The organism is Selenomonas ruminantium subsp. ruminantium ATCC 12561, from assembly GCF_000424065.1.
Classification (GTDB): Bacteria; Bacillota; Negativicutes; order Selenomonadales; family Selenomonadaceae; genus Selenomonas_A; species Selenomonas_A ruminantium.
The window spans coordinates 64,564-86,398 of record NZ_AUJE01000016.1 but is presented as its reverse complement, the minus strand read 5'-3'; the positions used below and the strand labels follow the sequence as shown (position 1 = coordinate 86,398).

18 protein-coding genes are annotated in these 21,835 nt (G+C 45.6%); all 18 read left to right on the top strand.

Annotation, left to right across the window (positions count from 1 at the left end):
* The first annotated feature begins 31 nt into the window (after positions 1 to 31).
* The 18 genes from G598_RS0107740 (at position 32) to G598_RS18590 (ending at position 21,827) form a co-directional block, all read left to right on the top strand.
* A complete protein-coding gene (locus tag G598_RS0107740; protein WP_211221525.1) occupies positions 32 to 5,311 on the top strand; it encodes a YDG domain-containing protein in 5,280 nt (1,759 codons plus the stop codon).
* 38 nt (positions 5,312 to 5,349) lie between these two features.
* Positions 5,350 to 7,008 (top strand): ShlB/FhaC/HecB family hemolysin secretion/activation protein, encoded by a 1,659-nt coding sequence (locus G598_RS0107735; RefSeq protein WP_026766485.1) that lies wholly within the window; start codon positions 5,350 to 5,352, stop codon positions 7,006 to 7,008.
* A 76-nt stretch (positions 7,009 to 7,084) separates the two neighbouring features.
* A complete protein-coding gene (locus G598_RS0107730; RefSeq protein ID WP_026766484.1) occupies positions 7,085 to 7,495 on the top strand; it encodes a flagellar protein in 411 nt (136 codons plus the stop codon).
* A gap of 198 nt (positions 7,496 to 7,693) precedes the next feature.
* The gene (flgM, locus tag G598_RS17390; RefSeq protein ID WP_037363555.1) at positions 7,694 to 7,972 is read left to right on the top strand and encodes a flagellar biosynthesis anti-sigma factor FlgM; all 279 of its coding nucleotides are present in this window, start codon (positions 7,694 to 7,696) and stop codon (positions 7,970 to 7,972) included.
* A 25-nt stretch (positions 7,973 to 7,997) separates the two neighbouring features.
* A complete protein-coding gene (locus G598_RS0107720) occupies positions 7,998 to 8,480 on the top strand; it encodes a flagellar protein FlgN (RefSeq protein ID WP_026766483.1) in 483 nt (160 codons plus the stop codon).
* Positions 8,480 to 8,983, top strand: a complete 504-nt coding sequence (locus G598_RS0107715; protein WP_026766482.1) for a hypothetical protein — start codon at positions 8,480 to 8,482, stop codon at positions 8,981 to 8,983. The genes G598_RS0107720 and G598_RS0107715 overlap by 1 nt, the downstream gene beginning before the upstream one ends.
* 48 nt (positions 8,984 to 9,031) lie before the next feature.
* Entirely contained in the window at positions 9,032 to 10,786 is a 1,755-nt protein-coding gene (flgK, locus tag G598_RS0107710; protein ID WP_026766481.1) for a flagellar hook-associated protein FlgK, read from the top strand.
* Positions 10,787 to 10,817: 31 nt separating this feature from the next.
* The gene (locus G598_RS0107705; RefSeq protein WP_026766480.1) at positions 10,818 to 12,143 is read left to right on the top strand and encodes a flagellin N-terminal helical domain-containing protein; all 1,326 of its coding nucleotides are present in this window, start codon (positions 10,818 to 10,820) and stop codon (positions 12,141 to 12,143) included.
* Between the two features lie 124 nt (positions 12,144 to 12,267).
* Positions 12,268 to 12,849 carry a DUF6470 family protein gene (locus G598_RS0107700; RefSeq protein WP_245582779.1) on the top strand — a complete coding sequence of 194 codons (582 nt, stop codon included), beginning with the start codon at positions 12,268 to 12,270 and terminating at the stop codon, positions 12,847 to 12,849.
* 31 nt (positions 12,850 to 12,880) lie between these two features.
* Positions 12,881 to 13,327, top strand: coding sequence for a flagellar assembly protein FliW (gene fliW, locus G598_RS0107695; protein ID WP_026766478.1), 447 nt, complete (start codon positions 12,881 to 12,883; stop codon positions 13,325 to 13,327).
* A complete protein-coding gene (gene csrA / locus G598_RS0107690) occupies positions 13,327 to 13,554 on the top strand; it encodes a carbon storage regulator CsrA (protein ID WP_026766477.1) in 228 nt (75 codons plus the stop codon). Before fliW ends, csrA begins: the two co-directional genes overlap by 1 nt.
* Before the next feature lie 43 nt (positions 13,555 to 13,597).
* Complete coding sequence (locus G598_RS0107685; protein ID WP_051180073.1) at positions 13,598 to 14,065, top strand: flagellar protein FlaG; 468 nt, start codon at positions 13,598 to 13,600, stop codon at positions 14,063 to 14,065.
* Positions 14,066 to 14,078: 13 nt separating this feature from the next.
* Positions 14,079 to 15,695, top strand: a complete 1,617-nt coding sequence (gene fliD, locus G598_RS0107680) for a flagellar filament capping protein FliD (protein WP_026766475.1) — start codon at positions 14,079 to 14,081, stop codon at positions 15,693 to 15,695.
* Positions 15,696 to 15,720: 25 nt separating this feature from the next.
* On the top strand, positions 15,721 to 16,137 hold the full coding sequence (gene fliS, locus G598_RS0107675; protein ID WP_026766474.1) for a flagellar export chaperone FliS: 417 nt from the start codon (positions 15,721 to 15,723) through the stop codon (positions 16,135 to 16,137).
* Entirely contained in the window at positions 16,109 to 16,483 is a 375-nt protein-coding gene (locus tag G598_RS0107670; protein ID WP_245582778.1) for a flagellar protein FliT, read from the top strand. Before fliS ends, G598_RS0107670 begins: the two co-directional genes overlap by 29 nt.
* A 210-nt stretch (positions 16,484 to 16,693) precedes the next feature.
* Positions 16,694 to 18,022, top strand: a complete 1,329-nt coding sequence (locus G598_RS0107665) for a flagellin N-terminal helical domain-containing protein (RefSeq protein ID WP_026766472.1) — start codon at positions 16,694 to 16,696, stop codon at positions 18,020 to 18,022.
* A 141-nt stretch (positions 18,023 to 18,163) separates the two neighbouring features.
* Positions 18,164 to 19,528 (top strand): glycosyltransferase family 2 protein, encoded by a 1,365-nt coding sequence (locus G598_RS0107660; RefSeq protein ID WP_026766471.1) that lies wholly within the window; start codon positions 18,164 to 18,166, stop codon positions 19,526 to 19,528.
* A complete protein-coding gene (locus G598_RS18590) occupies positions 19,521 to 21,827 on the top strand; it encodes a glycosyltransferase (protein ID WP_051180071.1) in 2,307 nt (768 codons plus the stop codon). The genes G598_RS0107660 and G598_RS18590 overlap by 8 nt, the downstream gene beginning before the upstream one ends.
* Positions 21,828 to 21,835: the final 8 nt, after the last annotated feature.

The window sequence follows — 21,835 nt, the reverse complement described above, 5'->3', positions numbered from 1 at the left end:
AACGAACAAAGAGGTAAAATATGAAGTTACCTTGAACCCGAGCCTGCTCAATAACTACACGAATATCCCTGTTGCGGTGACCAATCCAACGGCAACCATCACGGACGGTGAAATCAAAGCGCGTGAAGTAACGGTGGATCTGACTGCACTAGCCAAAGGAGGACTGAGCAAATACTACGATAATACCGGTGCAATCTACAACAATGACAACAAGGCCTATTCCACGGACGCAGCAAGCGGAACGGTTCTGACGGGCAACAGCATCGTAGAATTTGACCCGGTAGATACAGTCAACCATACAGGATTGATAAAAGGAACGAATGCAAGTACGGGTGCATATACGAATGTAGATGCAGGTTTAGGCAAAGTCGTAGAATATACGGCAGACATCACAGGAGATAAATTAAGCAACTATATCTTCAAAGATAAAAATGGCAACGTCCTTTATGACGGCTTAAACGGTCCAACGCAGATGACGCCGTTGACGACCAATAACAATACCATTAATGCCTTTGGCGTGGTGGTTACGGCTGATCAGATTGAAAAAATTTATGATGCGACTTCTTCTGTAGCACCGTCGATTTCTTCGAATGCCTTACATTTGGGGAAAGCTGTTGGAAATGACGTAATATCTTTGCAAAATCCTGCAGGTGTTAACGCACGTTATGTGGGTGTTAATGTAGATGAAAATGGGGATGGTACGCCGGATATCCATACGGTGAATTATACGGGCTTGGGTTTTGATGTAAATGGCTCTGCAGCAACCAATTATAAATTAGTCGACAGCAAGGGAAATGCACTCAGCCTGGATACGAATGGTTTGTATAAATTCGCCGGTACAGGCATCATCAAACCCTACACCTTAACTGCTGGAGATGTTACCATTAATATTGGCGATGCAAGCAAGGTTTATGATGCTACGAAAGATGTATTGAAGAATGGCAGCCTGACCAATATTACGAACAACTACATTACAGATCATTATGTGACCATACCCAATACTGCAGGCGGAACGCAGGAAAAAATCGATTTTACCAGTTATAACGCCGAATACAATCAGTCCAATGCTACTACGAATCCAATCAATCCTGGTAATCGGGTGGATTATCGTTTGGGCCTCAGTAACGCGAATTATGATTTTTCTGCATTACAAGCAGCTGGTCTGGTAAATAGCAACAATGAGTGGGTAACGTCTACTGGCGGCAATATTGATAAGGCTGTGGTAAAGGCAAGCCTGACCAATAAGCCTTTGGATCATGATGTGGTGAAAACCTATGATGGTAAGAACAATGTGATTCAGGATGTTACGGACAAAGTGTCTGTAACAGGTTTGCTTACATCTAAAGATGGTACAGTCCTCAATGTAAATGCCATCAATGCCCAATATAAGGATAAAAATGTATCCCGGGATGGTGATGGTAATGTAGTGGATAAAGAGGTTTACTATCATGTAGAACTATCCGGTGATGCTAAGGGGAACTACAAGATTGAGGGGGAAACTGGTGCAAATTATGCCAGCCTGACGGATAATACGGGAACCCTTATTGGTTCAGGCAAAATCAATCCCAAGGAACTCACTGTAGATTTCAAATTGGCTGAACGGACCTATGATGGCACAGCTGCAGTTTATCCTGCAGATATCCAGGTGGAAAAATTCAATGGCCTTTTAGGTAAGGATAGGATTACACTGGATAGTACTGCTTTGGGCATGATTACAGGGCGTTACGATGATGCGAATGTAAACCGCAATGGTGATATTGTTGGCTATAAGTCAGTAAGTTATGATCATGCAGCAGATGCGTTTAATGATTACGTTAAACGCAATCTGAATATCGATGCCGCAAATTATTTCATAAAAGAAGATACAGCTTATACGGAAGGTGATAAAAAAGGAAAGATTAATCCTGTTGAACTTACGAACCTGAAAGCAAAATGGCAGGGGCAGGATAAAGTGTATGACGCAACGCCGGATATTCTGAATAATGATGGTACGATGAAACTGGTGACCTATTCGCTGGATGGCCGAGAAATAGAAGTGGCGTATACGGGCAAGGATAGTGGTGTCTATGCAGATGTAAATGGTGATGCATTTAAGGATGCGGGCAATCATGCCCTGCGCTATACGGTCACTGAGGTGACGAAGAATCTGGGAAATTATCAGCTGGCCAACGATACGGCAGGCAAGGCAAAACGTGATTGGCTGAGTACTACGGCGGCGGATAATGCCAACGGACAATCGGTTACTGGTACAATAACCCCATTGACGCTTAACGTCATCGCCCAGAATGGTTTCCATAAGATTTATGATGGAACCGAAGACATTGCAGATAGTGATATCCAGGCTAAAATTGGCTTTGATGCAGAGCAGGCCGCTGTTGTGCAGCGGGATATCGTTGCTGGTGAAATTGGCTATGATGTAGATGCACACTATGTAGGCAGCGATGCAAATGTTGCTCCTGGTGTTATCCGTAATCAGAAGGATATTGCCTATAGCCTGACATTGAAGGGGAATACCAAGGGTAATTATATTTTGCAAGGGGCAGTAAATGATATTTTTGAAGATACCGCTAAACTCGGGGATATCGAGCAGCGCAAGGTTTATGTGGATGCGTTGAATGTTACGGGTATTGATAAGACTTACGATACCACTAAGGATATGCCTGCCGACTATGCAAATAGTGGACGGTTTACGCTTAGATCCACTGATGATACTACAGGCGTAATCAAGAATGATGATGTTAAGTTGGATTTTGGCGCAATTAAGGGAGCATATCAAAGTGAGCACGTTCAGCGTGATGCAGATGGCACAATTATCCCGCAGAAAATTACCTTCCATAATTTCACTTTGACAGGGACCGGCAATCTGAACAATTACGTTATGGACACCGACAGCCTGACTGGAAGCGGCACCATTACGCCTGCTGCGTTGACCATTTCCATCAAAGATGCACCGACAAAGGTGTATGATGGCGAAAAATCGCTCAGCAATGCCTATAATACGAAAGACAATCTTGCATTGTGGGGGGTGCTTGGAGATGATGATGTTAATTTGGTGGTTAACTCTGCAGAATATCAGGATGCAAATGCCGCAACCGACAAGGAATATCGTTATGGCATAACCATTGACAATTTGGATTATCAGCTTACGCAAGGAGAGAACGAGCCTGTAATTACTGTGTCCGATAATGGTCAGATCGGTGAACTTAAGGCTTACGATGGTACAATTACACCACGGAAATTGACTGCCAGCGTAATCAAGGATATGGTCAAAGTTTATGATGGAACGAATGCTGGCAAGCAGGATGCAATAAAGAATATTGTCCTAAGTAAAGACTATTTGGATAAAGATAAGGATAGTCTGGGACTTACGGCAAATGCCGTCTATGATGGCAGTGATGCCGCAGATAACCGTAAGGTGACCTATACTTTATCCTTGGGCAATACGAATTATCAGTTGAGCGACAAAGTAATTACTGGTGACGGGGTGATTGAAAAACGTAAGGTATATGTAGTAGCTGATGGTATTGATGGCATTGACAAGGTTTATGATGGTACGTCTGCACTGTCTGATGCATTTACGAATAAGGGGCATTTTAGACTGGCAGATTATGATGCTGCAACAGAAACTGGAATCGTGGCCAAAGATGCTGATATCGATTTGGATATTGAAGCGATTACGGGTTCCTATAACAGTGCACATGTCAATCGTGATGCTGCTGGCAGACCAATAGCGCAGGATATTACCTTTAATCATTTCCTGTTGGCTAATGATAATGGTAATTACATTGTCGAGCCAACTCGTATTGTCGGCAGCGGCACGATTACACCACGCAGCTTAACCGTAGGCCTTAAAGATGCACCGGTTAAAGTTTATGATGGTGAAACGGCGCTTAGTTCCACTTATGCGGCCAATGACAATTTGGTGATTGAAGGGCTGCTGCCGGAAGATAACGCCAATGTGCTGATTGATTCTGCGGCTTATGCAGATGCCAATGCCGGCAAAAACAAGGAATACAGCTATAATTTCCGCATGGGCAATGGCGATTATGAACTGGTACAGGGCGCAGGCAAGCCAGCTCTTACCGTAACGGATAACGGTCAGTCCGGTACCATTACGGCGCATGATGGCACGATAACGCCGCGTATCCTCACCGCCAGCGTAATCAAGGCCATGACCAAGGAATTTGATGGTACCACGGATGGAGCAGCCTTCGAAAATGCAGGAGCGTATATTTTGCTCAGCGATAATTATCTAGGGAAAGACAAGGATAGTCTGGGGCTTACGGCTGCAGCCGTTTTTGACAACGCCAATGCAGGAAAATCCGAGGACTCTGACGAATTAGAGAACCACAAGGTGACCTATACCCTGAATCTTGCCAACCCTAATTATGAGCTGGCAGAAAGCACCGTTACAGGTGAGGGAACCATCTACCGCAAGGGCTTGACGATTGTTGCCCAGCCTGCAGCGGTGTATGCCGGAGAGCAAATGCCGAAATTTAGCGGCACAGTGGAGGGATTGCTGGAAAATGATAACAACTTGGGCAATCTGTTCACCTTTGCTCCGCTGAGTACAACAACGACCAACAGGCCGGGCTCTTATCCAGTATACGGCTGGTACAATAACCGGTTCTCCGGGAATTTGGGCCGGAATTATTCCTTCTCACAGGCTGTCAACAATGAAAATGCGTTTACCGTAAATTATCTCGGTGATAACAATGGTATTCCGGATATCCAATTTACACCTACCCGTGATGTTTATCAGCAGATTTCCAGAGATAGGGGCAGTGGTTTTGGGGATAATGGCATGGCGGCCATTGAGTATGTGAACAAAGATGGTCAGGTTATTGGCAGAGAGACGGTGGACAGTGGGGAAATCCATGGTGGCCGCAACGCTGCCATAGCCATTACCGGTGTTGATCCCGACAGTACGAGTCTTGCGAATATCGGGATTTCCGGTGGTGATGTTGTGAATATGGAGGGGGCAAATGCTGCAGGTCAGGCAAACATCGCGGTGGACGGAGATGGTTCTATTGTGAACCTTCAAGTTGTGCCCCTTGATGGTGCGCAATCCGCAGATGGCCGTAATTCTGCAGCCGAGATTGTGGCAACAGATGAAAACGGCAGTGTCCGTAATAACAGTTCGGCCTCCATTCAAATCGTAGACGAATCCGGCAATGTGCTGGAGGAGGAACATGAGGATAAGGCAGAGAAACAGGAAAAGGAAGGTGAAATCGCCATTGAATCCGAAGATGGACAGAACGAAGATGAAATCGAACTGAAAGTTGAAGGCGAGGGCGTAAACGTAGCCTGATCAGGAATTGTAATGGGGGCTAATCACAAGGAGACAGCATGAAAGATATCGCTAAAGTTCAAATCGCAGCAGGAGTTTTAGCCGCGTGTTTCAATTTGGGCGGGGAAGTGGCCTTCGCGGCGCCTTCCCTTTCCCAGCCCGGACAGGAGGTGCAAAAAGAACTTCCCCGTCCGGAAGCGGAGGTGGTGGATTCTACACCGGAAAAGCCGCAGCAGGCACCACCGGTGGAATTTACCATCACCAATTTCCGCTTGGAGGCTCCGGATCTTTATTTGGACAAAGGAGAACTGACCAAGATCTTGCAGGACGGCATGGGTGAGCAAAAGACCATGGTAAGCCTGAATGCTACACTGGCGGAGCTCACCAGTTATTGCCGCCAGCATGGTTATCCTGCCGCTGCGGCCTATGTGCCGGCACAGGAAAGCAGTGACGGCATGATTACCATAAAGGTGATTCCCGGCCGTTACGGCGAGATAAAATTGGATAATCGCAGCAAGTTGAGAGAGCATGTTGCACAGGGCTTTGTGAAAGGGCTAAAATCCGGCGAAATCATTCGTACGGGCAAGCTGGAAACGACCCTGTATTCCATTTCCGATGTGAGTGGTACCAAGGCGGTGGGTGTCTTGAGTCCCGGCAAGGATTTTGGCACAAGTGACCTTACTGTGCGCATTGAGAAAGGCAAGGGCACGAATACCGTTCTTTACGTAGAGAACTATGGCAGCAAGGATACGGGCCAGTACCGTTATGGCTTGCAGGAAAATCTCTACGATGTCAGCGGCAATGGGGATAAGGTCAGCATGGGTGTGCTGCTGTCCAATCGGAAGATGCACAATTACTATGCAAACTACGAGACGATTGTAGGCCATGGTGGTACGACGCTGGGGCTGGGCATCAGCCGGATGGATTATGAAGCAGGTGTGGGCAGTGCGAGGCTGAAAGGCACCGCAGAAACACTCAGTATATATGGACAGCGTTCCTTGTACCATCTGAGCAACAGCGGACTGACGGTCAGCTATGGTTATAACTACCGCCGCCTGAACGATGAAAATATCTTGTTTAACCTTAAAACCAAGAAACATTCCCAAAGTGTCTATGTGGGGCTGGAAGGTTTTGAACGCCGGCCTGGAACCGCTTTGAATTATCAGGCGAAAATAACCACGGGCCGTTTGGGAATGGATTCTGACTGGGCGCGGACGCTGAATGTGTACAATCGTACAGAGGGGAGCTATACCAAGGGCGAATTCAATGCTACGGCAGTACAGCGTCTGGGCAATCGTGCGGATATGCTGGTGAAAGCCAGCGGGCAGCTGGCCAGCCGTAATCTGGACGGTTCCGAGCGCATGTATTTGGGCGGTGCCAATGGTGTCCGGGCTTACCCGCAGGGAGAAGGTTCCGGTGATGAGGGGATTATGGCAACTGTAGAACCAAGATTCTACACCTCCGTGCCGGGGCTGGTCTTCAGCACGTATTTTGACATTGGTTATGTGCAGTTCCGCAAGGACGGCCAGCCAAGTTTTCCCGGCAGCACGGCCAAGGGCATGACCCTCAAAGGCTATGGCGCAGCCCTTTCCTATACCAAGCCCAATGACTGGTTTGCCCGTTTGGATTACGCCCGTCGCATAGGCAGCGATGCGAATCTCAGTGAAAAAGCAAAGGCAAGAGGCAGAATTTGGTTTATGCTGGGCAAGATTTGGTGAAATTTTTTGCAGGAATTTCCGTTTTAGTCGCGAATAAACGAAATAAACGAATAAACACGCCCAAGGAGTGAGGATTATGGCTGGAAAAATTAAAAACTGCCCGATGTGTGGAAAACTCTTTAACGACATGGGGAACAAGGTATGTATGGACTGCTATGAACAGATACAGAAAAAAGAGCAGGAAGTCGTGTCTTTTGTCCGCGAAAACCGTGGAGCAAAGGTGCCTGAGATTTGCGAGGCTACTGGTGCACCCATTGGCATGATCAAGAAGATGATTCGCGAAGGCCGCTTTGAACAGATTGGGGTAAAGATGACTTATCCGTGCGAAAAATGCGGTGCACCCATCATTAGCGGCAAGCTTTGCCAGCAGTGTGAAGAAAAGGCCCGTACAGAACTGCAAAAACAGGCGGCACTGCAGACTGCTGCACGGCAGCTGGCCAAAACAGACCAGAATCGTGGGCAGGGATTCCGCTCGAAAGAGCGCTGATTATGATTTGTACTTATTTATAGATGCAAATGGGTAAAAAATGGCGAAAAAACGAGTAATTCAAAGATAAACTCAAATAGTTATCAAAAAGCAGGAATTAAGTTTCCTGCTTTTTTTTTCGATACTCCAATCAGAAGATACTGTGTAACTTCAAGGGATATAAGGACGTAATCAAGGATTAACAGGTGGTGAAAAAAGATGATTATCAATGGCAATGTGCAGGCAGTCGCCGGCGCATACAGCGTAAGTTCCTCAGGCAGTGTACGACGGTCGGCAGACGTACAGGCAATACAGAAAAAAGATGAAGTTCTCCTGTCTAACGAAGGGCAGAGCTTCAGCAGTATGCTCCAAAAACTCCAGAGTATGGACGATGTGCGTAGCAATAAAGTGCAGGAGCTGAGTGCCAAAGTCGCAAATGGCAGTTATCAGGTACCCAATGAGAATATCGCGGCAAGCCTTTTGGGCGTACGTTTCTAAGACATAGGCAGGAGGAATTTGATTCATGTGGCAGGATTTTGCAAATACACTCAATGATTTGAACAAGGCATATAAAGCCCTTATCGAACTAGGCAAGAAGAAACGCAATGCCCTGGTCATGGTGGATATGAAGACTGTGGAGGCCCTCTTGCCGGAGGAGGAGAAAATCACAGCCAATATTGCCCGGTTGGAAAAAAATCGGCAGAGTATCCTGCTGAAAATGGCCGCTTCCAGCGTGAAACTGGGACCGGAATCCAAGATGGAAGATATTTTAAGCCTTGCTCCGGCAGGGAAAATGCAGGAGATCCTGCAAAAACTCTATGCGATGTTACAAAATACCGTAAAAGAAGCGCAGGAACTCAGCGAAGGAAATGCTCTGCTTATTCGTGCGGCTATGAATGCGGCAGCATTTCATTTAAACCGCATCGGCGGGGCTGCTGTGGAACCAGCTTATGGCAAAGGCGGTGAAGTGGTAACGCACCGCAAGAATTTTGATTACAAGGCCTGATGTTGAAGCAGGAAACGAAGCAGGAGTGGAGAAAATTGGACGAAGCAGTACGTTTGCTGAGAGCGCAAATCCTGCTCAGCAACAAATGTTTGGAAAAGCTCAAAGCAATTAAAGCAACAATTCAAGCAGAAAACAAAGGGGCAGATATTGTAGCTGCAGTGCAGGAGATGGAACCTGCACTGCTGGAACTGGGAAAATTTGCCAAGCGGAAGCAGGAATTCTTAGACAGGCAAAACGTTTCTTCTGTGCAGCAGGTATTAGCCAGAGAAGCGGATTCTGAACGAAAAAGAGTCGCAATCCATCTGCTGCATCGTGCACAGGAATTTGAAGAAAGTTTAGCCCAAGAGGTCACAATAACCCGCTTCTTATTGAAAAAAGGGAAAGAATATGTGGATTTCAACATTAATGTGATGACACAGACCGTGGCCAGTGAGATATACAATCAGGATGCGGCGGAAAGTGAGAGCCGGCGGGAAATCAAGATGTTTGATTCCAGCGTTTGATGATTTGATATAGGAAAATTACCAGAAAGGAATAATAGGTGAAATATCATGCGTTCTACATTTTCCGGACTTAATACCATGGTGCGCGGTGTGTTTGCCAATCAGTTGTCTTTGGATACCGTGGGACATAATATCACCAATGCATCCACGGAGGGCTATTCGCGGCAAAAAGTAAATCAGGTCGCTACCCGTGCGCAGGAAGTATCCTCGCTTTATGGTGGGGTGCTGGTCGGTACCGGTGTGGATTCCATGTCTATACAACGAGCCCGTAATGTTTATGCGGATAAACAGTATTGGGCAGAAACGTCTACCCATGAATATTACAAAAGTGCACAGGTAAATTACGACAAGCTGGAAGCTATTTTTGACGATTCGGATCATACAGGTATCAAGGATGCCATGAATGCTTTTTATACAGCGTGGAGCGAATTATCCGCGAATGCTTCGATGGACAGCAGTCGTGTCACCGTTATCGAAAAGGGCAATATCTTTGTGGACAAAATGTGTACGGCAGCCAGCCAGCTGCAGGATCAGATTAATGCCCAATACGATGATATACGGGTACACTTAAATGAGATAAATGATATCAGCGCACAGATCGTTGAATTGAATAAAAATATTTCAGGAGCCGAAGCCGTAGGTGCATCGGCAAATGACCTTCGTGACCAGCGTGACCTTTTTGTCGATAAACTCTCCACATACATGAACCTTAACATGTACGAGGATGACAAGGGCATGTACACCATTGTGTCCAATGGTATTTCATTGGTTAATGGGATAAATCATTTAACTTTGGAAATGTCCGATCCCTATGTCAATAGTGATTACGGGGTGAATGATTATAGTATCCTGATCAAGGAATCCGGTGTCGCCTTTGTACCGCAAAACGGTGCATTGAAGGCAGAAATAGACACCATTGCCGAGGATAAAGGTTATATAGACAGCCTGGCGGATATGGCAGCCTTTATGATGACGACCTTCAATACGATGCATCAGCAGGGTGCAGGAATTGATGGTTCGGATGGGAATATCGGCCCATATGACAATAACACAACCTATACAGGGCCTACTTATGGGATTAACTTCTTTGGCGACAATAATACGGTTTATACCTGGGATGCGAACAATAAATGTGTGGTGGCTACGGAATATACCAGCAGCAGCATTACGCGCTCCCTGTCCACACCAACAGCACTTACCGATACGCCGGAGGTACTGATCACTGGTACGGTGGTATCAACCGGACCGGTTAATCTAAAGGGAATCAATATCCTGGATGTCATGCGCATTAACAGTAAACTGACCGAGACCGGAGGAACAAGTCTGGTGGCAGCGCGCAAGCTGACGGTGGAGCAGGATACCAGCGGCACGGGTGCTTATCTGAATTCGTACAGTGTCAAGGCGGATGGTTCCAAAGATGGTACGAATGCCGTAAACATAAGTTCGTTGTTCAATCTGGCGGCAGATAATGTAAGTACAACGGCTAACGTTTCTTATAATGGTACAGTGGTGAATATGAACGACCGTTCTATTAACGATATTTCCCTGAATGCCTATTACCAGTCTGTCATGAGCCAATTGGGGACGGATGCCAATGCTATCGATAAAAAGGAAAGTGCACAGGATGATCTCATCACCCAGATTGTCAGCTGGCGTTCCTCTACATCAGGCGTAGACTGGAATGAGGAGCTTACGAACATGATTACCTTCCAGAAGGGCTATAGCGCCTGCTCGAGATGTTTGACCACCATGGATGAAATGCTGGACAGGCTGATTAACAGTACGGGCACGGTTGGCCGTTAACGATTAATGCAATAAGATGAGGTGAAAAAATATGTCTATTCGTGTAAGCAGCAATCATATGGTCTACGGTTATCAGAAACAGTTAAATGATGCCAACACCCGGCAGTCTGCCTTGCTGGAGCAGGGCGATGGCAGCAAATTGCATCGGCCGTCCGATAATCCGGTGGACTATGCGAAGTTCATCCGTTATGATACTTCGCTGAATGAAAATGAACAGTATACCAATAACGTCAATACTGGCTTGGCCTGGATGAAAACCTCAGATGCTGCTTTGGTCAATATGGTGGATATTCAGACGACATTCAAGGAAAAAACCATTGCCGCAGCTAATGATACGAATAATGTTACCGATATGGCTGCTATTGGCAAAGAAATGATGGCAGAAATTCAGGAAATGGTATCCTTAGGCAATACCATGCAGGGGGACAGTTATGTGTTTGGCGGGCAGACGGACTTAACCAAACCATTTAACATGTCTGAAGATGCGATACAGCGCGGCCTGACTAAGACTTTGGATGAAACACAGCAAACTTTTTTTGCGGGGAACAATGGTATAGAGGAGACTGGCACGCTGCGCCAGATGTTATCCCTGACTGGCAGTGATGGGGTAACGTACTATTTAAATACGAGAGATGGTTATCTGTATACCAAGGATTTTGTCGATAACGGTTTTAAGGACAGATTGGCGGCTAATTCCAAAGCAACGGTGGACCCAACTACGGATGCAGCTGGACAGATTACCAATGCATCTTCGTTTTCGGTAGCATATTATTTCAAGAATACGGGGGAAATCATCGACAGTACAGCGACCTTATCGGCTAAGGTAGGCGGTAATTCTCTGACGTTTAGCTTTGATACGGTCAGCCAGCAGGTGGTGTCCTTTACAGGCGATAATAAGTATGTATCCATGGTAAAGAAAAACGGCACAACGGAGCCTTCAGCGGACACCGTAAATGCCACGGCTGTGGAAATTTTTGGCATGGATATTTTTGATGATCCAGCCTCGGGAAATTCACCTTCCGGAACAGCAATGTTGAATGAAATGCTTACTGTGCAGGCCAAGGTTTTAGCGGATGACCATAGATGGCTGGAAACGGATGGCGTGACCATTGCCGATGAAGCGCATGCACAAACGGTCAAGGCGGAAACGAAACTGGGGGCTCGCACGCAGCTTTATAATTCGGTCACGACTATGCTGACTACCCAAAATGAGTTGATTACCAACGATATTACCAACACATCGGCTACCGATGTGGCTAAATTGGCCGTACAGCTTATGCAGGAACAAACCATCTACAATATGAGTCTTTCTTTAGGGGCGCGGATTCTTCCTCAGAGTCTGGCGGATTATCTGTAAATTTTAGGGAAATTTTAAGAAAAACATGTTAAAATGTTGATTAAGGAATCGTATTGGTTCCAAAAACTTAAAGGATTAGCAGGAATTTCCCAAGGAAAGGGGGAAATAATCTATGCTGAGCAATATGTTAAGGCTTAATATGCGGTTTACCCAGCCCATGATTGGCATGCATACGCAGCTTGGCAAGCTGGAGGCCCACTCCACGCCGGCCAAACTGCATACCAATGACCAACAGGCGCGCTCCAACAGACATTGGACGCAGCCTTCTGTGGATATTGATCAATATCCCAGCCGCCATGCTTATGGAAACGATAATCATACCGATTTTGCCCGTAAATATGGTCAGCAGGGCTTTTCGGATCTGGCGAAAACAACTTCCCGCTGGACACAGGAAGCCTGGGATAATGTAGAGAACAGTGGCAAGCGTGGCCGGAATCCGGTGGTGCAGCGCTATGACAGCAAGCTTAGCCAGGAGATCAGCAAACAGAGGCGGATTGTTGCCGAACTGATTCCCGATCCGGTAATTACCTATCATCCTGTGGAGGCAGCAGGTGAGCCGGACTTAGGCGATGTTACGGCAGAATTTGAACCCCAAAAGATTTTTGCTGAGACGAATTTTACTCCCGGCAAAGTGGAAACCTATATGCAGCAAAAGGCGAATGTAGAACGTTGGGTAACCGAAGGCAAGTACGATATTTACGCATGATTAGATCAAGCGGAAAGTGGAGGCATAAGAGATGAGAAAAGTCAACACCTTAAGATTTGGTGAAGTGGAAGTAGCAGAAGACAAAGTTGTACATTTTGCCGATGGTATACCCGCCTTTGAAGACGAACATGAATTTGTGATTGTTCCTTATGATGAAGAGAGCCCGTATGTGTTCTTGCAGTCATTGACTACACCCGATTTAGCGTTTTTAATGACGGTGCCTTTTGTGTTCTTCCCCGATTATGCGTTTGAACTGGACGATGAGAATCAGGGAAAACTCAATTTGTATAAGCAGGAAGACATGCTCATCTATACGCTGATTACGGTGAATGGCGGTCAGGTTCAGGATATGACAGCCAATCTTATGGCACCTGTAGTCATAAATACCGCGAATATGCAGGCCCGCCAGATTGTACTTGACCGAAGCAGCTATACAACCAAGCATAGATTGTTTCCGAAAAATAAGGAGGAACAATAATGCTCGTATTAACCAGAAAGCCCCGTCAGCAAATCATGATTGGCGACAATATCGTAATCAATGTGGTAGAAGTGCAGGGAGACAATGTCCGCATTGCTATTGATGCACCGCGTGATATAAAAATCTATCGTGGCGAAATCTATCGTGCGATACAGGAAGAAAACAAAAATGCGGCTGCCCCGGTTCCAATGGATTTGGATTTAAGTGCCGGCCTGCCGAAAGAATAATTCATAAGCAAGGAATCTGGTGGAAATCTACGGAGGGATTAACATGGTAGGTAGGATTCAGGACATTGTGTCGGCATCGATTGTGGCTGGCGCTGCAGAGCGAGTGGGCAGCAGTCCGGCGTCTAAGATGACCGAACAGCAGAATACGGATTCGGTGCAGCCCGCTCAGGATACGCAAAGCACCGCACAGTATAACCGGTACGAAAAGCTGACTGATGAGGAAAAACTCCAGCAGGTGCGGGACGCAAAGGCAGCAGAAGAAGCAAAAGAAGAAAAAGAAGCGATGGATGAGCGTTCCGTCAGCTATATGACCCAAAAACTCAATGAGCTCATGAGTAAAATCAATTGCAATTTGGAGTTTCAGTATCATAAAGAAGTCAATATGATGTCTGTGCGTATGCTGGATAAGAAAACCCAAGAAGTGCTCAAGGAAGTGCCACCAGAAGAAATGCTTGACCAGATGGCAAAAACCAGGGAATGGCTGGGTGCCTTCCTCGATAAGAATGTATGAGGAGGTGTGAATCATGAGTGGTATGGGAATTTATGGCCTGTCCGGCTCAGGGATTGATGTCGATTCCATGGTCCGCATGGGCATGATGAACAAACAGAATGAATATGATAAGATGTACAAAAAGGAAGTCCGAAACGAGTGGACGAAGGAAGCATATGCCAATATGTATTCCGATCTCAACAAGTTCAACTCGGTGACGATGTCCAGTTATCGGATGTCTTCTACATCAAATCCACAGACGGTATCGTCAACGAATTCGTCAGTCGTTACGGCTACAGCCAATGCGGATGCTGCCCAGATGTCACATACGGTAAAGGTTAATTCCCTGGCATCCAATGCGTATCTGCTTACGGGCTCTGAGGGGATAACCCGCAGCGGCGGCAGCGCAGGCAACAAGAGCATCTATTTGGAAGATGTTTTGGGAGCGGGGGCGCTGAATAATCCGGGCGAGGCCATTACCATGGAGGTCAGTGATGGCGATAAGACCGCAACCTTGAAGCTGACGTATGAGCAGATTTATACGAATCATCAGACCTTAAATGATCTGGCATCGGCGTTCAAAAAATTGAAAGACGATGATGGCGAAACCTTGAACCTGTCTGCATCCTACGATGCTACGAATGATGCCTTTACACTCTATAACAAGAGCAGCGGTTCGGAAAATAAGATCAGCATCAAGCCGTTAAATCCTGCAGCCGAAAAACTGATGGATAACCTGAAGCTGCATGAAGTCGATGGCGGTTCCATGTCGGAGCAGGCTGTTGATTTCACGGAAAATACAGCAAAAGAAGTGGCTGGTAAAGATGCAAGTGTGACGATTGATGGCCGTATCTATGACAAACTGAGCAACAATAAGATAACGGTATCCAATGTGACGTATTCCTTCCAGTCGGTATCGGCGGCAGGTAGTACGGCTACTTTGACGGTTACGCAGGATACGGATAAAATCATTGAAAACGTCAAGAAATTTGTCGAAGATTATAATAAGATGCTCGATGCCCTGAATGATAAATACTATGAGGAAAAGTACAAGGATTATGATGTGCTTACGCAGAATCAGGAAAAAGCCATGACCAAAGAGCAGATTGACAAGTGGAATGAGAAGGCGAAATCCGGCTTGCTGAATCACAATCAGACCATTGGCAAGATGATTTCCCAGATGCGCGAGGCAATCTATACCCCGGTGGAATCGGTAGACAGCAATTACAATACCATGATGTCTATCGGAGTTTCTTCTTCGACCGACCGTGGTCATCTGACACTAGATGAGGAAAAGCTGAAAAAGGCATTGGCTGCTGATCCGGACTGTGTCTATCAGCTTCTGACTTCTTCGGGAGAAAAGGTAGATAAAAATGGCAAGAGCTATACCGATTACAATAGTGAAGGTGTTGCCCAGCGTATTGGTGACAAGGTCATGGATGTGCTGAAAGAGATGAAAGATTATGCCGGTACGTCTACCGAAGATGATGGCAGCACACTGGGAAACCTCATTCGGGATATGAAGACCAAGATGTCGAATTTCAAGGTTATGATGTCGGCCTATGAGTCCCTGCTATATAAGAAATACGATGCGATGGAAACGGCTATTCAGCGGCTGGCCTATCAATCGGGCTATATCACAGGGCAATAAGCAAAACCTTTAGGGAGGCAGGAATATGGTAAATAATGCAGCAGAAGCCTACAAGCGTCAGCAAATCATGACAGCCACGCCAGAGGCGCTTACCCTCATGCTATACAATGGCTGTCTGAAGTTTATGAACGAGGGCAAGGAAGCCGTGGAGGCAAAGCAGTACGAACAGGCCAACACTTCGCTCCAAAAGGCGCAGCAAATCATTTCAGAATTTCGCGTAACGCTCAATATGGATTATGAGATATCCCATCAGCTGCTGCCATTGTATAATTATACCTACAGATGTCTGGTGGATGGCAATATGCAGAGCAATCCTGCACTGATTCAGGAAGCTATAGATATCATCCGGGAGTTGCGTGATGCCTGGGCACAGGCCATGAAAAAAGCCCGTCAGGACAATGGCTCGTTGCAGAATGCGCAAGGTGACAGCTATGTCGGCTAACGGAAAAACACCTTTAGAGCAGGCGAAAGCCAACTGGGATATGTACTATATGCTTACGCAGGAACTGTTGAAATTCATCGACCAGAATGATATCGACCAGTTTCTGGAACTGGAAAAACAGCGCAATACGGTGGTGGAGCGGATGAAGGCTCTTCCCGAGACGGAAGATTACCGCAAGACCGAGGAGTGTCAGGCCCTGGTGGCCAAAATAAAGCCTTTGGATATGCAGATCATCTATAAGGCCAGGGCCTGGCTCAATAAATCCCGTAAGCAGAATGCCTCGGTTCATGCCTATGATTTGCAGGGCGTAAGTGGCTTGGGCAGCATACTCAATAAAAAATATTAAAAAATCGAAAAAAACACTTAAGGAATTCCAAAAAGCTCCGATATATATAGTGTAAGGCAGAGATAATAAGCAAATCAATACAAGGACGGATTTATGGTCAGCTAGCAGCCATGCATCCATGTGGCGATTTGCTCATTATATAGCTTACGACAGTCAGGGATGGCTGTTACCAAATATTAATTTTTTCTACATTCAAGGAGGAAAAACATCATGGCAATGGTAGTAAAGAACAACATGTCGGCAATTTCGACTCTGAACACTCTGAACAAGAACTCCAGCGCACTCTCTAAGAGCCTGGAAAAAGTATCTTCTGGTATGAAGATTAACAGCGCAGCTGACGATGCTTCCGGTTACGCAATATCCGAGCGTATGCGCGTTCAGATCCGTTCCTTGGATCAGGCTAATGCCAACACCCAGGCAGGCAACAGCATGCTGAAGGTTGCTGAAGGTGCAGTAAGTTCCACCGTTGATATCCTGAAGACTCTGAAAGAGAAAGTTATCAATGCAGCCAACGATACCAACACCGATGACGACCGTGCTACGATTCAGAAAGAACTGAACCAGAGCATCGACCAGATCGACGACAATGCTAACGTTACTTACAACGGCAAGTATCTCGTTGATGGTTCCAAGAATACGGTTGGTGATGCAACCTGCACGGTTATGACCAATCAGTCCCTGAATACGGCAACGACCTCCAGCTCTGCACTGACTGCATTGCAGAATGCTAATGGTGAAAGTTTGGAAATCGCATCCACGGATAAGGTTACCGTATCCTATACCCATCAGGGCAAGACCTATTCCACGACCTTTAAGGTAGGAAGCTCGTCGATGGAAACTTTGACCACTAAAGTCTATAACGCAGGAACTTTGGCTGGTGACGCTGGTGCAAGCTTTGGATTTACTACTACAAGTAATTCTATTATTGGTACGGCTGCTTCCGGTAAGACCGTTTACACGGCAGATGGCACGTCCGCAATCAGCCTGCAGTCCAAGGTTAGCGGTATTTCCGGTCAGATTGCTGGCTTCAGCATCCGCATCACGGATGATGAAGGCAATGTGAAGAAGTCTGCTAATGCTTCGCTGGATGCATTCAGTGAAAAGATTAAGGCTCAGAATGAATCCGCAGATAATGCCCTGACCTTCCAGGTGGGCGCAAAGGCTAATCAGAGCATCAAGGTTGGTCTCGGTGATATGCGTTCCGAGGCTTTGGGCCTGAAAGGTTCCGATGGCACGAAGCTCAACATTTCCACGCAGGAAAAAGCCAATGCGGCTATCAACGTTTTGGACAATGCAGTTTCCAAGGCTCTCGACCAGCAGACCACAATCGGTTCCATCGAGTCCCGCTTGAACTACACGAGCACCAACTTGACCACGGCTTCTGAAAATGTTCAGGCTTCCGAGTCCACGATTCGCGATGCTGACATGGCGAAAGAAATGACGAACTACACGAAGAACAATGTTCTTCTGCAGGCCGCTCAGTCCATGCTGGCTCAGGCAAACCAGAGCAGCAGCTCGGTTCTCAGCCTCCTCCAGTAATCGACAGCTTTCGCAATATAACGATATTGCCAAGAACCTCCCCTTCGGGGGAGGTTTTTTTTATTGTATGGCGAATTATTTCAGTAGATATATGTTTTTCGGGAAGTATCGTATTGAAAGCATGGAAAGCAAGGGGGAAATATGAGAATATCTGCCTGTTATATCGTAAAAGATGAAGCTGATAATTTGCAAAAATCCTTAATGAGTTTATATGAGAGCGTGGATGAAATAATCGTTATCGATACTGGCTCCCAGGATAATAGCAAAGAAATAGCCAAGCAATATGGTGCGAGGGTATATGAATTTCCCTGGCAGGATGATTTTTCTGCGCCCCGTAATTTTGCGCTGGAAAAAGCCAGCGGTGATTGGATTGTGTTTATCGATGCAGATGAATATTTTACAGAGGATACAGCTTCTAATTTACGTCTCTTAATAAAGAGATATCATGAAATAGGAAAACGGGGGGGATTATTGATTCATCGTTACGATATTGATAAGGATAATAACAATGAGATTTTAGCAGATACCCTGATGCTGCGCATATTTTTTCACAATCCCTGCTATCGTTATGAAGGGATTATTCATGAAGAACTGGTCGAAGAGGGAAGGCCTGTAGAAGAATTATATATAATTCCACCGACAGACTTGAAGCTGATGCATACGGGCTATAGCAATTCGTTGTCGCTGTCTAAAGCTGAGCGGAATCTCCGCTTATTGCTGCGGGAACTATCCACGACGAATAATCCCGGGCGTTTGTATATGTATCTGGCTGATGCCTATTTAGGCTTAGGGGAAAAGGAAAAAGCCCGTTATTATGCATATCTGGATGTGGATCAGGGAAGACGTAATACTACATATGCCAGCCGTTCGTATCGCATTCTTTTGCAATTATCGCTGGAAGATGGAGATGATTTAAAAAAAAGATTGCAGTTATGTCAGCGGGCGGTTCATGATTATCCGGAAAGTCCGGAATTTCGTGCGGATCTGGCAGAGTGCTGGGCAGCATTGACGGATTATAAACGCGCCGTGGAAGAAATGACCATAGCCTTGCAGAATTATCAGGAATATCACGGGATTGAGCCTATGTTGTTTACGGCAGAACAGGCAGAACTGGCACAAAAACGAATGGAAGTGTGGTGTAGCAAAATGAATCCGGTTGATTTAGCGGAGATGGCAGAACTTATGCGCATGTTCCTGCTGCCATTAGTCAGGATGAAAGATGAAGAATATAGACAGGTAAAATCTGAGTTCGAGGAAATCCTCCCGCCTGCCTTTGTGCGCATTCTGAAGCGTTATCATGGTGAACAAGCAGGGATAGATGATAGCTGCAGCCGTGAATATTTGGATGTATTGGATATTTTATTAGCACAAAATCAGCCGGCTTTGCTGGAAAAACTTTTGTCTTTTAGCAATGGATTTTCGGTGGGGGTTCGTGACGAAATTGCAGCTTGGCTGGACAAAAAGATTGCCCAGGAGGAATTTAGCCAGGAGGTAAACTATGTTTAGGATATCTGCTTGTACCATCGCCAGGAATGAAGCTAAAAATATTCGCCACTGGGTAAATAGCGTGAGAATATTTGCCGATGAGATTATTGTTGTGGATACAGGTTCAACAGATGAAACAAGAGAACTTGCCCGGGAGGAAGGGGCTGTTGTTTATGAATTCCCCTGGTGCAGCGATTTCTCAGCTGCCAAAAATTTTGCTTTGGATAAAGCTTCTGGTGATTGGGTGGTTATGCTGGACGCAGATGAATATTTTGATGAACCATCGCAAAAAAAACTAAGAACTGTGTTGCAAAAATATAATCGGCAAAAAAAAATCGCAGGTTTTATTACGCCGTTCTTGAATATTGATGTTGAGCAGGGAGGAAGCATACTGTCTCAGGCCTGGCAGATGCGTGTTTTTCGTCGGGAAAAACAACTAAGATTTGCAGGAAAAGTTCATGAATCCTTGCAAAACTATGCAATAGATGGCAAGGATCGGGAATTTATCCTGTTAAAGGATTTGCAATTTATTCATACAGGTTATAGCAGAACGATTATCAAAGAAAAATTGCAGCGTAATTTGCAAATTCTTTTAAGGGAGATTCAGGAGCAAGGCGGAGAACATCCCCGCCAATATGGGTATTTACAGGATTGCTATATGGGGTTGGAAGATTACCAAAAGGCAATCCATTATGGCCTTTTGGCGCTGAAACATCGCCAGGAGACCGGTTTGATGGGACAGACCAATTCTATCGTATGCAAACTATTGAATGCAATGCGGCTTTCAGGATTGGCCGATTATGGAAAAGAATTGGAAAAGGCTGCAGAAGCATATCCGGATCTGCCAGAAGTTTATTTTTTTTATGGACAGCATTTATTGTCAAAAATGGAAGGCGCAAAAGCTCGGAAAGCCTTGCTAAAAGCAAAAGAACTCTATGAAAAACCCTTGACTTCTGCCGAAGATATACGGAATTTGACGGTAGGAAATATGCCATCCCTGATAAATGATTATATGAAAAAGATTGAGAAGTATGCAGATTATTATACTGCTATGGAGAAGGATGATTTCTTAGGTGCGGCAAGGAATGCCTCGCAATATTTGCGAGCGGCCTATTGTAATGATTCATGCGTAAAAGATGATAAGGTGGGTTCCATGAAATCAGCACATTCCCTTCTGACCAGTATTGTTATTCTGAATAAGGATTTATTGATCTATACGAAACAATTGATTGAAAGCATTCGGCAATATACGGAAAAGGGAAGCTATGAAATTATTGTGGTGGATAATGGCTCCCAGGATGGCTCGGTGGAATGGCTGCAACAGCAGAACGATGTAAGGCTGATAGCTAATAAAGAAAATGCAGGGTTCCCAAAAGGATGCAATCAGGGAATGGAAATTGCCAGAGGTCAGGAAATCCTCCTGCTGAACAATGATACGGTGGTAACGACAAATTGGCTCACAAATTTACGGCAGGCATTATATGCAGAGCCGGGAATTGGCGCCGTAGGTCCTGTCACCAATAGCTGTTCCAATCTACAGAAAATAGAAATCCCCTATCCTAATGAAAATGATCCTGTTGCAATGAGGGCTATGCAGAGCTTTGCTGCAGCTTATAACAAAAGCGATCCGCGTAAATGGCATAAATGGATGATGCTGGTTGGTTTTTGTATGTTGTTCAAACGTGAAGTTTATGAGCAGATTGGTGGTATGGATGAGGCATATTCACCGGGGAACTTCGAGGATGATGATTATAGCATGCGGATTCGCAGAGCTGGCTATGAAATTCTGTTATGCAGGGATACATTCATTCATCATTTTGGCAGTAAGACTTTTTATAAACTTACGAACGGTATGCTGGGAAAGGAAAGAACTCAATATGACCAGTATATGCAGCGTAATGATGATTATTTTTGTCAAAAATGGAATTTAAGAAAAGATTTTTATCATCGTTATAGGACGATACTGCCAAGTTTAAAGTTTTCGGATGAGCCGATGCGGATCATTGAATATGAAGCCGGCAGCACCATGGATTTATATATTTTAGGATCGTTATGCCGCCAGGGCGATATTAAGGGCACGACAAGCCATAAACCGGATTTAGAGATAGGAGGCTCTTATCCCTTGCTATATGCAGAAGACCTGGGGCAGTTTATCGATATTTTGGAGGGAGAATATCAGCTGATCATTATTGCGGAGGATATCCAAAAATATGGGGATAAAATTCAGGAGATCATAGAGCAAATAGAAAAGCACTTATCTATTGGCGGCTGGATGATCACGGTCAAAGATGGACAGTGGCTGCAGATGCAGAAGGAGTGATACCTTTG